The 13,291-nt window shown below is 43.1% G+C and carries 11 protein-coding genes, 1 other RNA gene and 2 pseudogenes; 10 read left to right on the top strand and 4 right to left on the bottom strand.

Features of this window, described 5'->3' with window-relative positions; all coding sequences use genetic code 11:
* Positions 1-49 precede the first annotated feature (49 nt).
* From trpC to PKHYL_RS07790, 3 genes and pseudogenes are all read right to left on the bottom strand, one after another.
* Positions 50-925, bottom strand: coding sequence for an indole-3-glycerol phosphate synthase TrpC (gene trpC, locus PKHYL_RS07780; RefSeq protein WP_240366403.1), 876 nt, complete (start codon positions 923-925; stop codon positions 50-52).
* 72 nt (positions 926-997) lie between these two features.
* Positions 998-2,120, bottom strand: a pseudogene (trpD, locus tag PKHYL_RS07785) (anthranilate phosphoribosyltransferase).
* Positions 2,121-2,237: 117 nt separating this feature from the next.
* Positions 2,238-2,861 (bottom strand): anthranilate synthase component II, encoded by a 624-nt coding sequence (locus PKHYL_RS07790; protein ID WP_071001624.1) that lies wholly within the window; start codon positions 2,859-2,861, stop codon positions 2,238-2,240.
* 811 nt (positions 2,862-3,672) lie between these two features.
* Between PKHYL_RS07790 and glnA the strand changes: the two are divergent.
* Both glnA and PKHYL_RS07800 read left to right on the top strand, forming a co-directional pair.
* A pseudogene (gene glnA, locus PKHYL_RS07795) lies at positions 3,673-5,084 on the top strand (type I glutamate--ammonia ligase).
* A gap of 222 nt (positions 5,085-5,306) precedes the next feature.
* Positions 5,307-5,999 (top strand): DUF4124 domain-containing protein, encoded by a 693-nt coding sequence (locus PKHYL_RS07800; protein ID WP_071001622.1) that lies wholly within the window; start codon positions 5,307-5,309, stop codon positions 5,997-5,999.
* A gap of 106 nt (positions 6,000-6,105) precedes the next feature.
* Here the strand turns inward: PKHYL_RS07800 and PKHYL_RS07805 are convergent, their stop codons facing one another.
* The gene (locus PKHYL_RS07805) at positions 6,106-6,822 is read right to left on the bottom strand and encodes an SIMPL domain-containing protein (RefSeq protein ID WP_071001621.1); all 717 of its coding nucleotides are present in this window, start codon (positions 6,820-6,822) and stop codon (positions 6,106-6,108) included.
* Positions 6,823-7,075: 253 nt separating this feature from the next.
* Here PKHYL_RS07805 and ffs point away from each other — a divergent pair.
* From ffs to serC, 8 genes are all read left to right on the top strand, one after another.
* Positions 7,076-7,172, top strand: an RNA gene (ffs, locus tag PKHYL_RS07810) — signal recognition particle sRNA small type.
* Between the two features lie 209 nt (positions 7,173-7,381).
* Complete coding sequence (locus tag PKHYL_RS07815) at positions 7,382-7,978, top strand: LemA family protein (RefSeq protein ID WP_071001620.1); 597 nt, start codon at positions 7,382-7,384, stop codon at positions 7,976-7,978.
* Positions 7,979-8,017: 39 nt separating this feature from the next.
* Complete coding sequence (locus tag PKHYL_RS07820) at positions 8,018-8,296, top strand: hypothetical protein (protein ID WP_240366404.1); 279 nt, start codon at positions 8,018-8,020, stop codon at positions 8,294-8,296.
* Positions 8,259-9,230, top strand: a complete 972-nt coding sequence (locus PKHYL_RS07825) for a M48 family metalloprotease (RefSeq protein ID WP_240366405.1) — start codon at positions 8,259-8,261, stop codon at positions 9,228-9,230. Before PKHYL_RS07820 ends, PKHYL_RS07825 begins: the two co-directional genes overlap by 38 nt.
* Positions 9,217-9,522 (top strand): hypothetical protein, encoded by a 306-nt coding sequence (locus PKHYL_RS07830; protein WP_240366406.1) that lies wholly within the window; start codon positions 9,217-9,219, stop codon positions 9,520-9,522. Before PKHYL_RS07825 ends, PKHYL_RS07830 begins: the two co-directional genes overlap by 14 nt.
* The gene (locus PKHYL_RS07835; protein WP_240366407.1) at positions 9,494-11,047 is read left to right on the top strand and encodes a hypothetical protein; all 1,554 of its coding nucleotides are present in this window, start codon (positions 9,494-9,496) and stop codon (positions 11,045-11,047) included. The genes PKHYL_RS07830 and PKHYL_RS07835 overlap by 29 nt, the downstream gene beginning before the upstream one ends.
* Positions 11,048-11,061: 14 nt before the next feature.
* On the top strand, positions 11,062-11,952 hold the full coding sequence (locus PKHYL_RS07840) for a DNA polymerase III subunit psi (protein WP_071001618.1): 891 nt from the start codon (positions 11,062-11,064) through the stop codon (positions 11,950-11,952).
* Between the two features lie 91 nt (positions 11,953-12,043).
* The gene (gene serC / locus PKHYL_RS07845; RefSeq protein WP_240366408.1) at positions 12,044-13,198 is read left to right on the top strand and encodes a 3-phosphoserine/phosphohydroxythreonine transaminase; all 1,155 of its coding nucleotides are present in this window, start codon (positions 12,044-12,046) and stop codon (positions 13,196-13,198) included.
* Positions 13,199-13,291 lie beyond the last annotated feature (93 nt).

The following is a 13,291-nucleotide window of genomic DNA, read 5'->3' on the forward strand; positions in this document are numbered from 1 at the left end:
TTTTATTCAAGCTATCTGATTCTATTGAGGCTTGAACTATTGAGTTACTTTACTCGTCTACTGCGACGCCCGCAAGTAAGGATTGTAACGCTTGTCCCGGATGATCGGTTTTCATAAATTGTTCACCGATTAAAAAGTGCTGAATATCATGACTTAGCATAAGCCGAATATCATCACTGCTATGAATGCCGCTCTCGGTCACGATCAGTGGTTTTTGATCGGCATTATCAGCATCAGCAGAGAGTGCTTCGATTAAGATATTTTTCAAATCGAGCGTGGTTTGTAGGTCTACATCAAACGTGTTTAAATCACGATTGTTAATACCGTAAATATTGTGCGCTGAGCGTGGTAGCTGTAGCGCCCGATCAAGCTCAGACTGTGTATGCACTTCTATCAACACATCCATACCAAGCTCAATACTGAGCGCGTGTAACTCTTGTACTTGTGTGTCATCTAGGCAGGCCATGATGAGTAAGATGCAGTCAGCACCCATTAAGTAAGATTGATATATCTGATAGACATCAATCATAAAATCTTTGCGAAGTATTGGTAAGCTTGAGACATTTGCCGCTTGAATAAGGTACGTATCATCGCCCTGAAAATAATCGCGATCAGTCAACACTGATAGACAGCTGGCACCCGCTTGCTCGTACTGCTGCGCAAATAGAGCAGGGGTAAAATTATGATTGATAACGCCTTTAGATGGCGAGGCTTTTTTGATTTCAGCAATAATGCCAACACCATTATTTTCAGGGCTAGCAGCACGTGGGGCAGCAGCAAAACCTCGGCGCGGTTTGTTAGCAGCTGCGACTTGCGCTTTTAAGTCTGCAAGAGATAGCGCCGCGCGAGCTGCTTTTACTTCTTCTACTTTGGTTGCGACAATGCACTGTAGTACCGAAGGTATGTCTGAATGAGTTGTGGTCATGCTGTTATCCGAATATTGTTAAAGGTAAATAGGTAGTGATATATAGTTTTGCACTGTATTGGTGCGTATAAATCAACCCTCAATCACTAGCTGCTGCGTGTATTTGGCCAAAGACTCAAGCTTGAGTAAAGCATCACCATTTTGGATAATTTTTTGAGCTCGGCTAACGCCATTAGGATAGTTGCTGGCAAGTCCGGCGGTATATATTGCCGCACCTGCGTTCAAAGCAATCATATCGCGGGCTTTAAGTACAGCACGGTCATGGGTATCAGCACCAGATAGAGCAGCGCGGATCAGTGCAAGGCTTTGTTCAGGAGAGTCGACATCGAGACCAATCAGGGTTTGCGATTCGATACCTGCATCTTCTGGCATCATCTCATAAACGGATATTTCACCATCTTTTAGTTCAGCAACTGTGGTCGAGGTTGCTAGACTGATTTCATCCAAACCATCTTTTGCGCCGACGACCATGACATGCCGTGCGCCTAGGTTTTTCATGACTTTGGCAATTGGCTCACACAGCTGCGCGGTAAAGACACCAATAACTAAATTGGGCGTACCAGCAGGGGTTGGTTAATGGGCCTAAAATATTAAAGATGGTACGCGCTTTTAGCTCACGACGTACAGGATTGGCATAACGCATGGCGCTGTGATGGTTGGGCGCAAACAAAAATCCAACCCCTTCATTCTCGATACAATCTTTTGCTTGTTCTGGAGTCAGCGCAAGACTGATGCCTGCTTGCTCAAGCAAATCTGAGCTACCAGATCTGGTTGAGACACCACGATTACCATGCTTGGCAACTTGTGCGCCAGCCGCCGCGACAACGAATGCCGATGCAGTCGATACGTTAAATAAGTTGGCACCATCACCGCCAGTACCAACGATGTCGACCAAATAGTCGCAGTTTTTTGGCTCAATATTGGCAGCCAGCGCACGCATCGCACTGGCTGATGCGGTGATCTCATCGATAGATTCACCTTTCATACGTAGACCTGTCAAGATAGCGCCCATCATCGCGTCGCTACATCTACCTTGCATGATGATCAGCATCACTTGATACATCTCATCAAAGGTCAAATCGATGTGCTGAAAGATTCTACTCAAAGCCGTCGTCAATAATTGATGTATTTGGGCATCAGACAGTTTTGCAATATCCTCTGGCGTGTGAGCTTCTTCTGTTTTTGTCGTACTCATGATGATCTCGCTTATGATTGTTTTTTATGTGAATCTATTTTTTATGTGAATCTATTTTTTATGTGAATCTATCTATGATTTGAGATAGAGTAATGAAAGCAGGTTCTTAAGTCAAAACTAGCCTACCTGTGGTAGCGCATCTGATGCTAGTTTTGCCAAGCCATAAGTGTGTAAAAAGTTATTAAGTAGTTGATAACCTGCTTCGCTCAAAATGGACTCAGGGTGAAACTGGACGCCTTCTATGGCAAGTGACTTGTGGCGAATACCCATGATCTCTTCAATACTACCATCAACGTTCTGCGTCCATGCGGTCAGCTCAAAGCAATCTGGCAGGGTATGCCTATCAATGACAAGTGAATGATAGCGTGTGACTTGCGATGGGTTTGGTAGTCCGGCAAATACGCCTTGGTCATTATGATAGACGGCTGATAACCGTCCGTGCATAACTTCGCCCGCTTTGACGACTTGTCCACCAAACGCCTGCCCAATCGCTTGATGACCCAAACAAATACCAAGTATCGGAATAATGCCTTTGAATGTCTCGATAACTTCGAGCGAAACACCCGCACGATCAGGGTCGCATGGACCTGGGCCAATAACAATCACGTCCGGTGCTAACGTTCGAATCTGCTCGATAGTAACTTGATCATTACGCCAAACGGTGATGTCCTGCTGCAATTCACCAAAATATTGTACGATATTGTACGTAAAGCTGTCGTAATTATCGATCATCAAAATCATGAAGGTTTCAACTTATCAGTTTTATTCTGTTTGTAATATGGGATATACGCCTACCGTTGTTCAAGGCTTTAGTTACCAAACAAAAGCAGCTATGATAACGACAGAGGGCATTATGGCGCGCGGTTATCTTACCACTATTTTGTCCTCTATCAAATGCAGAGCATGGGCTAGCTAAATAAGCATTACATAAAAATAGTTTTCTCTCATCATAATGATTTCACGAGCAGAGAAAAATCAGCAAATCGATATTTTATTATTGCACCGTAAAAGAACAATATAATAATTATAAGATTTTCTTAGCACCAATATAGTGCAAAATTATCACAACTAGTGCGTCGAATAACCTCTCAACATAAAGGTTGTTAGCAAAAATATATTTTTATATAAAAATTATTTGGCGTAAGTCACTGTAATTATTGTAAAATATTGTTTTAAGTGAGGTAAATAGTAATTTATTTGAGATATTGGCATAGCCTTTGCATTGAAGTTGGTATGATTATTGATGACCATAAAAACGGGTCTAAAAATAATTATTCATAAGTGCCAGAAGAGTTCAGCATGACGAGTTATATATTGCTAGAATGATATGAGAATTGACTTAAGATGTTTGTAGACCATTGGAGATGACTATTGGGCTAATTAAGAAAGCGTCTTAGGTGAGTGTCTTGACTAATCCGACAAATAGTGCTGATAATAAGCATAATATCGAATGCGCTGTTTGGTATTGGAAGGACATCTGGAATTCTTGCACAAGAAATGGCACCAACAATTTTAAATTGCAATAACGTGACCAACACAACGGAGATTATGTATGTCGAACAAATTATTAGATCTTATTCAATCCTCTAATGCTAAATGGGTTGACTTTCGCTTCACTGATACGCGCGGTAAAGAGCAGCACATCAGTTTCCCAGCATCGACTGTCGATGAAGATGTCATGGAAGATGGCAAAATGTTTGACGGCTCATCTATCGCTGGTTGGAAGGGTATCGAAGCGTCTGATATGATCTTGCGTCCTGATCCAGAAACGGCGTTCGTTGATCCGTTCTTTGATGCGGTTACTGTGGTCGTGACTTGCGATATTATCGAGCCATCAACACTACAAGGCTATGATCGTGACCCACGCTCTATCGCACGCCGCGCTGAAGAGTACTTGAAGTCGACTGGTATCGGTGACACGGCTTACTTCGGTCCTGAGCCTGAGTTCTTTGTATTTGACGATGTAAAATGGTCAGTTGACATGTCTGGCGTCAGCCACAAGATCACGGCTGAAGAAGCGGCTTGGTCAACTAATGAGACTTATGAGGTGGGGCAACATGGCTCACCGTCCACGCGTCAAAGGCGGTTACTTCCCAGTACCACCAATCGATAGCTCACACGATATGCGTTCTGTCATGTGTGAACGCATCGAAGAAATCGTTGGTGAAGGCCGCGTAGAAGTTCATCATCACGAAGTGGCTTCTTGCCAGTCTGAGATTGGTGTTGCATTCAACACGATGGTACGTAAAGCGGATGAAGTTCAGCAATTGAAATATGTTGTCCATAACGTGGCGCACCAGTTTGGTAAAACAGCGACCTTTATGCCAAAACCAATCGTTGGTGACAACGGTTCAGGTATGCACGTGCATATGTCAATCTCAAAGGACGGCGTAAACACGTTCTCTGGTGATGAGTATGCTGGTTTGTCTGAGACCGCATTGTACTTCATCGGTGGTATCATCAAGCATGCTCGTGCGCTGAATGCGATTACCAACCCATCAACGAACAGCTATAAGCGTCTTGTACCGCATTATGAAGCACCTATCAAGCTTGCTTATTCAGCGTCTAACCGCTCGGCGTCTATTCGTGTGCCACATGTGAGCAGCCCGAAAGCGGTACGTATCGAAGCGCGCTTCCCCTGATCCAACGGCGAACCCATACTTGGCATTTGCTGCGCTATTGATGGCAGGCCTTGACGGTATCCAGAACAAGATGCACCCAGGTGAAGCGGCTGACAAGAACTTATATGACTTGCCACCAGAAGAAGAAGCGCAAATCCCAACGGTTGCAGAGAGTCTAGATGTTGCGCTACAAGCACTAAAAGATGACCATGACTTCTTGTTAAAAGGCGATGTGTTCACTAAAGACATGCTAGAAGCGTTTATTGCATTGAAAGAAGAAGAAGTACAACGCCTAAACGTGACTGTACACCCTGTCGAGTTTGACATGTACTACAGCTGCTAATAACGAATTAGTCCGTTAAGTTAATTCGATAAAAAAGAACCAGTCAAGTGAATTTTGGCTGGTTTTTTTGTACCTGTTGGAAAAGATAGTGGTATAAATGGATGATATTTTTTTAAATACCATTGATTTCACATCAAATCCTACTGATTTTGCACCAAAAGTGTCGCATAATAGTTCTTATAAAAGTATATTAATAGTAAATACTAATTAGGTTGACTGACTATGAGTTTGTTATCAAAGCGAGATTTGTTACGAGGTAATATACAGTTAGGAGCATTGGCTATCATGGCTAGTCTTTGTGCGCCTCTCAGCAACGCAGCACCCATCTATAAAGTGATTGATGAGCAAACAGGGCAAATCACCTTTACCGATCGTCCGCAGTCTTATGAGGAGCAGGCAGGAAAACAAGTCAGCCAGACCAGCGTTAATACCGGCGAAAGTAGCGCCCCCAAAGGAATGCCAAGTGAGGTCAGAGGCAATACTGATCTTCCAGCTGCCGCTGCCACCAAACCTGCGGTGAATATCAACTATCAGTTGAGTATGATTGAGCCGAGTACAGAGCGTGCCTATCAGCGCCCTGCACAGAGTATCGTCATCGCGCTTGACGTAAAGCCTGCATTACAAAATGGCGATCAAGTGAGTATATATTTGGATGATAAAGAAATTGCTCAAGGTCTGAGTGCCTCTGTTGCGACAGTTGATCTGCAGCCAGGCCCACATAGTATTCGCGCTGTCGTAAAAACAGTATCAGGACAAACCCGTCAGCAAGTCAATCGTACGGTACATGTCATTCAAAACACCTTGATTCTACAAAAGAAAAAGAAGCTTGCCGAGCAGCTGCTTGCTTACGAGCGCTTGCCATGGCACCAAAAGGTCTTGTTAAAAATGCGCGGTAATGACGCTGTATCTCAATAGCAAAGTCATTAGTAATATATAAATAAAAAGGGCAGACGTGATCATCGCGTCTGCCCTTTTTATGTATTGCTTCTACTGAGCTTTAAATAAGCCTGTTGTCATTTACTTATTTGGTCAGCTCAATGGTACCATTGGCAGTCACTGAGATAGTGCTATTACCAGACTCAAAGCTTTGGCTTGGTACCGACTCGTCTGCCATGCCTGATTTCATGCTCATAGCGCTATACATTGGGCGTGGATAGTTGCTACCGGTATTCAAATTAACATTCACGACGCGATAGCCGCGTGCATTCCAAGCGCGCGTCAGGTTTTTGGCCTGCTGCTGGAAGGCGCGAGACGCTTCTGTCATTAGTTTTTGCTCTAATGCATCTTTTTTGGTGTCTGAAACCCCAAAATTAAGATTATCCATGACTAAGGTTTCTTGTAAATCCGCAATCAGCTGACTGATTGCTGCAAAGTCTGTACTTTTCAAGTCTATGTTTGCTTGACCTGTCCAACCAATGATTTTGTCGTTTTTGTCATAGCGTGGATAGGTACGCTGCTGCCCAGTGCTCACAGTCACGCTTGGGTAGCGTTTGGCAATTTTCATGGCATTATTGATTGACGTATTAAGCATCGTGGCTAAAGTTTTGGCATCCGTTGTCTGAGCCTTTTTATATAAGCTGGCACGTACTTCATCGTTTTGGATTTCTTCTTTTACTTCTGTCTGAAACGTCAGTTGGTCATAGCCTGTTGGCTCTGCATGGGCGCTACCTATCATGGCTGTCATTAAACAAGCAGTACCAGAAGCGATGGCCAGTTTATTCAATAGAGCATTTTTCATGGTTATCTCCTAAATCAATGTTAAGGGTATTCATATGAATACTTTCAAAAGGTATTTACAAAGGAAGTTGTACCTCTTATTTTTAAGTGTTGACATGTGTGCAACTTCATTCACTAAAAATAACAAAATCTGTATAAGTTGCTGTGAGAATTTTGTGAGCTAGGTTACTGGGTTATTTTTCGATTAAAACAAACAGTTTTGAGATAGGGGTTGTAAAATTAAAAAATCCTTGTATAATCTCATCCGGTGGCTCCATTGGTAGCCTCGCAACATTGTTCTATGAATCCCGCCAGGACCGGAAGGTAGCAACGGTAATAGATTTGATGTGTGCCGAGGATGTGCTGATGGAGTCGCTTTTTTTTGCCTAAAATTTGATAGATATTCTAATAAAGTACCTAATATACCGGTATTCTGTATTAAGCCCTTCATTGTAAAGGGCTTTTTTTTGTCTAAAATTTCATTCGATTTCTTATTTAAATTAAAAGCGTCATTGATTAATATGCGTTAAAATACAATGTATTAAGTTTTAATAACATTCTAGACACTTTGAGGTTTGGTTATGAAGATGTTTGTTTGGCTGTTCATTATATTTGTGGTGCTAATCGTTATGTTTGGGGTGTCCATATTTAATAAATTGGTGCGTGCACGTAACCAAGCAAAGAACGGCTTTGCGCAGATAGATGTGCAGCTCAAACGTCGCCATGATTTGATTCCAAATCTAGTCGAAACAGCTAAGCGTTACCTGACTCATGAGGAAGAGACACTGACACGAGTTATTAGCGCACGTAATCATGCTCAAAACCTACAAGACTCGCATAAGCATCAGCCAGACTCAAAAGAGCACATGGCACTATTTGCCAAAGCAGAAGGCATGTTGTCCAAAGCGTTGAGTCAGTTTTCGGCAGTGGTAGAAGCCTATCCTGAGCTTAAAGCGGACAGTATGATCAAAGAGTTGATGGATGAGCTGACCAATACCGAAAACAGAATCGGTTTTGCTCGTCAGCACTATAACGATAGTGTGATGTTTTATAATAATGATCGTGAAGTGTTCCCTAACAATCTTGTCAGTACAACCTTTGGTTTTCGTCCGCTTAGCCCCTTGGTATTTGCAGACAGAGATGTCATTGCTAAAGCACCGAATGTTAATCTGGGCTAAGATTTAGATAAATTTGGCCAAGGTTAGGCAGCCCAGTTAATGGATTTTTTTGGTGAACAGCGGATACGTACACGGCGCAGTCTATTACTGTATGGGCTGTTTTTCCTTATTGTGCTCGCCCATATCGTGGTGGCACTGGCTATCATGGGACTGCTGTTAACGATATTCACGGGTGGTATATATCATTGGGTATTGATGCTAGTCATTCTCTTTATAGTAGGCAGTTTCGTTGGTGGGAGTTTTTTAGAATATCGGCGCTTGCGAGCGGGGGGACGCGCTATTGCCCAGCGAGGTAGGGGCGGTCAGACTGTTTATTGATAACAGTCAGGAACCATGGGAGCACAGTCATGGGGTCGCGCATCAATATGAAATCAAAGAAAAAGTTCACTATCGCTCACATCATATAGCAGTACGAAGCGAGCGTGATTTCCCACCAGTCTATCGTCGTTATTATGAGATTGCCTATCAGTTAGCGATTGCATCAGGTTTGTCTGCGCCTCTCTTATACGTACTACCCAATGAGCAAGGAATCAATGGCTTTGTCGCTGGTCGCCATCGTCAAGATATGGTGCTTATCGTGACCCAAGGCGCGCTAGATAAATTGTCTGATGAAGCATTATATGGGCTGATTGGTCATGAGTATGGTCATATCTTGCATGGGGATGCCACGTTCAATCTACAGCTGATGGTGGTACTGGCTGGTTTACAGATACTATATGATTGGAGCGATCCCATTCCTAATACTCGCTATGCTGATAATCACAATGTATCGCATAAGCTACTATCACAGAGACACGTTGATGGACGCGCGCGCAATACCGAAGCTCAGACTACTCACTTTACGACCCACAGCGAGTGGGTAGCGTACTGGCAACAGCAGTCTCACCAGCATCAGTCTAGATGGGTACAAAATACACCAGCGATGCCTCACAGAGCACCCCGTAGTGTCTGGACACTACTGCTCCATGGTTTGAGCTTCTCAAGTATGGCCAGTGCTCAGTTGATTAAGCATAGCTTTAATCGTGAGCGTGAGTTACTTGCTGATGCAACCAGCGTACAATTAACGCGCTCGCCTGCGATCCTAGAAACCTTAAAAGCCATTCATCAGGACCCGATTGGGTCACGATTATCGAGTGTTGCTGATATCAACGGACTCAGCCATTTTTTCTTTGCCAGTAGTGGCACGGACTTTGGGGGATGTGTCTTGGTTTGCCACTCATCCAAGCTTGACGGAGCGTATGAGTGCTATTAATGCTGATGCCTATCGTAAGTTTGCCGTACAAGTCGTTAAAGAAAAGCGGATCAATCAGCAGAAGATAAAAGAAATATATCGGCAGCGCCATCTAGGTGATTGGGGAGCTGTAATAAAAAATAGCCTAAGCAAAAATTCACAGAAAAAAGTCTCAAAAGTCTCAAAAGTCTCAAAAGTCTCAAAAGTCTCAAAAGTCTCAAAAGTCTCAAAAGTCTCAAAAGTCTCAAAAGTCTCAAAAGTCTCAAAAGTCTCAAAAGTCTCAATTGCCGCATCGATCATTGTTCGATATTGATGCAGAAGAAAACCATAAGCAGAACGCTATTTTTGATAACACTGCAAGTAACAGTGAAAGCCAGACAGATAAAGGTCTCGAGTTCACTAAAGAGGTAGATACAATTATCAATGGTCGCTTGCAGGTAGAAATAGCACCTATAGATACCGATAATTTGCTGAAGCCTTGGCAGGCCAAACCTGACGCTGACCTACCAGAAGATACATTAATTGAAGCGAGCGATATTCAAAAGGTGTCACTCCCGCAATATGTACTCGATCATATTTATCATCCACTTGGTGCACAAGCGCTAATAGAAGCGGTCATGCTTTGCCATCAGCATCAACCATTATCAACAAATGCATTATATGGTTTGGCAGATATTTGGGGTGAGGGCTTTTCTATTGAAAGTGACTCTACTAGTCATAAGCAAGTATTACCCCATAGGATAGATGCTAAGCTACTGGCCATAGTGGCCAATTTGGATAGACGTTTGGACAGTGCTTTGATTGTATTCGCATTAGCCCAGTTACGTCGTCATGACTTATCTGAAATACATATCAAAAAATTAAAGCTTAGAAGTGACAGCGAACACAGTCACGAAAGCGATCAGTACTATAAAAAACAAGCAAAATGCCGTACGATGTTGTTGCGTTACCAACAAGGTATGGTTGAGTTATTTCACCAACAGCTGACATCTGACTTAACTAAAAGCTTAGCTTGTGATTCTGTAGATCAAAAAATATCGAGTGATCGCTCTTACTCGGCAGCGAATTCATTTAATCATTCATTAGCTGTAGAGAGGCAAAAATCATCCATACTGTCATTATGGCAAGCGTTACAATTACAGCAGTTACTACCGATATTGTCTGAGGTTTTACACGATACGGATACGCAAGCTCTATCATCACAGACACTCAAAACTGGTATAGAAGGCGTAAGGGTACAGCTAGATCCTTCAGGGCAAGTATTTGAAGCACTGAGCGATGCTCAGATATCGATGGTGGTTTTACTGGCGTATCGGCTATCAAAAGACGCTAAAGGCCAGATGATCTCAATATATGAGCGCTCATTATTGAGTGAAGGTGATGAGAGTGTGGCGCATTACATTGTAGATTTAAGACGTCATGCGCGTTTGGTTGATATTGATTTGACGACAGTGAGCGATGTCAACTTGCAATGGTTGTTATTAACGGCACAACACTTAAATAGTATTCAATTATTAGCGATTATTGCTGCGGTTCCTATTTCTACTATTCATTCTATCAAGCGGCCCATAAATACTTTGGGTAGTACTAATTATCCAGAGAGACAACAGGATGGTAGTCAAATAGATTATAATGACGATAGCACGATAAGACCTGCTCATCATGAGTATCGACAATGGCTAAGTACATTGCATACCGTGATGTTACACGATACGATAATCAGCCAAGATGAATATGATTGCCTGATCGCAATGTCAGAGCGTTGGCTAGGCGTACGGCAGCTTTTTGATAAGAACTACCAAAAATCATCTAAAAAACTATATAGACAACATAATTAGGATAGTAGAGTCGTATGAGTGATATCCAAGACCCGCTAAATGTATTGCAGCGCCGTGTGCAGCAGCGCCAAATCCTAGCGATGATGGGTATCAATCAATGGGTGCGGCCTGAGTCAAGTACCGTAAATATAGCGGATATCACGATAGATTCGGTTGAACACTCAAATACTGGCTCTATTGATACTGAATCCGCGAGTGCTGGAGCTGCTATAGAGACAGTCGTTCAGCCGACCAGTGGTTATGATACGAATGACTCTTATAGCAGCAACCATGACAATGTGAATAACGATGCTCATGGTCTAGGTATTCATGAACAGGCAGCCACCGAGCAAAGCCCAGTCACCTATAGTTTTGATAGTATGGGCAATGAGATATCTGCTACTTCAGATGCACCTCGTCTTCACAATAGTCCAGATATCGAATCAAACCAAACCGCCGCATTTTTTATAGATGAAGTGGTGCAGTCAACAACTGCGCCTATTGCGCCACAGCAATTATCTCAAAGCAGTCATAATAGTGATAGTGTAAATGACGACAGCTTGAAAAAGGTAGCACCATTTAGCTTACAAGGTGGACGCTATGGAGATTGGGTGATATTGGTTGATATTCAGGCACTTAATAGTGATAGCCAAAAGCTATGGAATAATATCACTCAAGCACTCTCAATGACTCATGAGACGACCTCATTTCCGATTTGCGCCGGTATGGACACAGTAGAGCTTGCCAATGCCAGCCTTGCTGGATATATCTTTAGAATTGGTCTGCGCGAAGAGATAAAAGTTGCTGCTTTAACAGTACTACCTGAAGGTCTTCAGCACCCCAACCTTATGACTGTGCCTACATTAGATGACATGATTGCAGATAGTGATGCTAAACGTCAGCTGTGGGAGCGCATATCTCATTGAGTGATATTAAAACTGATATCGATGTAAATTTTTTATCAACAAACTGAAATAAAGGTCGCTTCTTTATTTCATCATACCTAGGACTGTGATTATGTCTATAACCCAAACGTCTACACCCACTGCTAATAATAGTACGCCGCATCGTCTGCCAAACTTCTGTGCTGGCCCTGCCACCATGCCAACATCCGTATTGGAGCGTGCTCAGAGCGAATTGCTCGACTGGCAAGGTCGCGGCCTATCGGTCATGGAAGTCAGCCACCGTAGTAAAGAGTACATGGCAATTACTGACAAAGCAGAAGCTAAGCTACGCACGCTTATGGAGATACCAGACAACTATAAAGTGCTGTTTTTGCAAGGCGGCGCTAGCTTGCAGTTTTCTGCCATTCCATTGAACCTGCTAAATGGCGGACGCGGCGATTATTTGACGACGGGTGCATGGTCAGGTAAGGCGATTAAAGAAGCCCAGCGCTATGAAGCACTTGGTCTGGGTAAGATAAACTTGGTCGCGACTGGCAAAGAGGACAACTTTACGACTGTACCCGCCCAAAGTGAGTGGACTGTGAGTGACGATGCCGCTTATTTTCACTACTGTGCCAATGAGACTATCCATGGTCTACAGATATTTGAGCCACCACAAGTAGACGCGCCAATCATTGCCGATATGTCATCTTGTATCTTGTCACAGCCGATAGACGTGTCTAAATTTGGTATGATCTATGCAGGTGCCCAAAAGAACATCGGTCCTGCAGGATTGGTCATTGCAATCATCCGTGATGATCTGTTGGGGCAGGCTAGCGCATGGTGTCCTATGCTACTGAACTATGAGCACCAAGCAGACAAAGAGTCTATGTCTAACACGCCAGCGACGTACTCTTGGTACTTAGCAGGACTGGTGTTTGATTGGTTGGAAGCGCAGGGTGGTGTGGCTGCTATTGGCAAAATCAACCAGCAAAAAGCCGATTTACTTTATAAGACAATCGATGAGAGTAGTTTTTATCACAACCCAGTCGATCCTCAGTATCGCTCTATCATGAACGTGCCATTTACTTTAGCAGACAGCAGCCTTGATAAAGTGTTCTTAGAAGAGTCAGAAAAAGCTGGTTTGTTAAATCTAAAAGGTCATCGTGACGTAGGCGGTATGCGAGCCAGTATTTACAACGCCGTACCACTTGAGTGGGTACAGCAGTTGGTTGATTTTATGATTGCGTTTGAAAAAAAAGCATGCATAGGCCATACTAGACTTTAAAATAAAAGACGCCGCTTTTATAAGTTGCGTCTTTTTTTATGAGTATATTTATCGATGCACAGTTTGAGTAAAAAGCGTTCAATATCTACCATC

Source organism: Psychrobacter sp. KH172YL61 (assembly GCF_007182895.1).
Lineage (GTDB): Bacteria > Pseudomonadota > Gammaproteobacteria > Pseudomonadales > Moraxellaceae > Psychrobacter > Psychrobacter pacificensis.

Excerpts from the sequence above, each read along its gene's own strand:
- PKHYL_RS07815 (WP_071001620.1), top strand. The coding sequence starts at position 7,382 with ATGAAGATGTTTGTTTGGCTGTTCATTATATTTGTGGTGCTAATCGTT.
- PKHYL_RS07820 (WP_240366404.1), top strand. The coding sequence starts at position 8,018 with ATGGATTTTTTTGGTGAACAGCGGATACGTACACGGCGCAGTCTATTA.
- PKHYL_RS07840 (WP_071001618.1), top strand. The coding sequence starts at position 11,062 with ATGAGTGATATCCAAGACCCGCTAAATGTATTGCAGCGCCGTGTGCAG.
- PKHYL_RS07790 (WP_071001624.1), bottom strand. The coding sequence starts at position 2,861 with ATGATTTTGATGATCGATAATTACGACAGCTTTACGTACAATATCGTA.
- PKHYL_RS07800 (WP_071001622.1), top strand. The coding sequence starts at position 5,307 with ATGAGTTTGTTATCAAAGCGAGATTTGTTACGAGGTAATATACAGTTA.
- trpC (WP_240366403.1), bottom strand. The coding sequence starts at position 925 with ATGACCACAACTCATTCAGACATACCTTCGGTACTACAGTGCATTGTC.
- PKHYL_RS07805 (WP_071001621.1), bottom strand. The coding sequence starts at position 6,822 with ATGAAAAATGCTCTATTGAATAAACTGGCCATCGCTTCTGGTACTGCT.
- serC (WP_240366408.1), top strand. The coding sequence starts at position 12,044 with ATGTCTATAACCCAAACGTCTACACCCACTGCTAATAATAGTACGCCG.
- PKHYL_RS07830 (WP_240366406.1), top strand. The coding sequence starts at position 9,217 with ATGAGTGCTATTAATGCTGATGCCTATCGTAAGTTTGCCGTACAAGTC.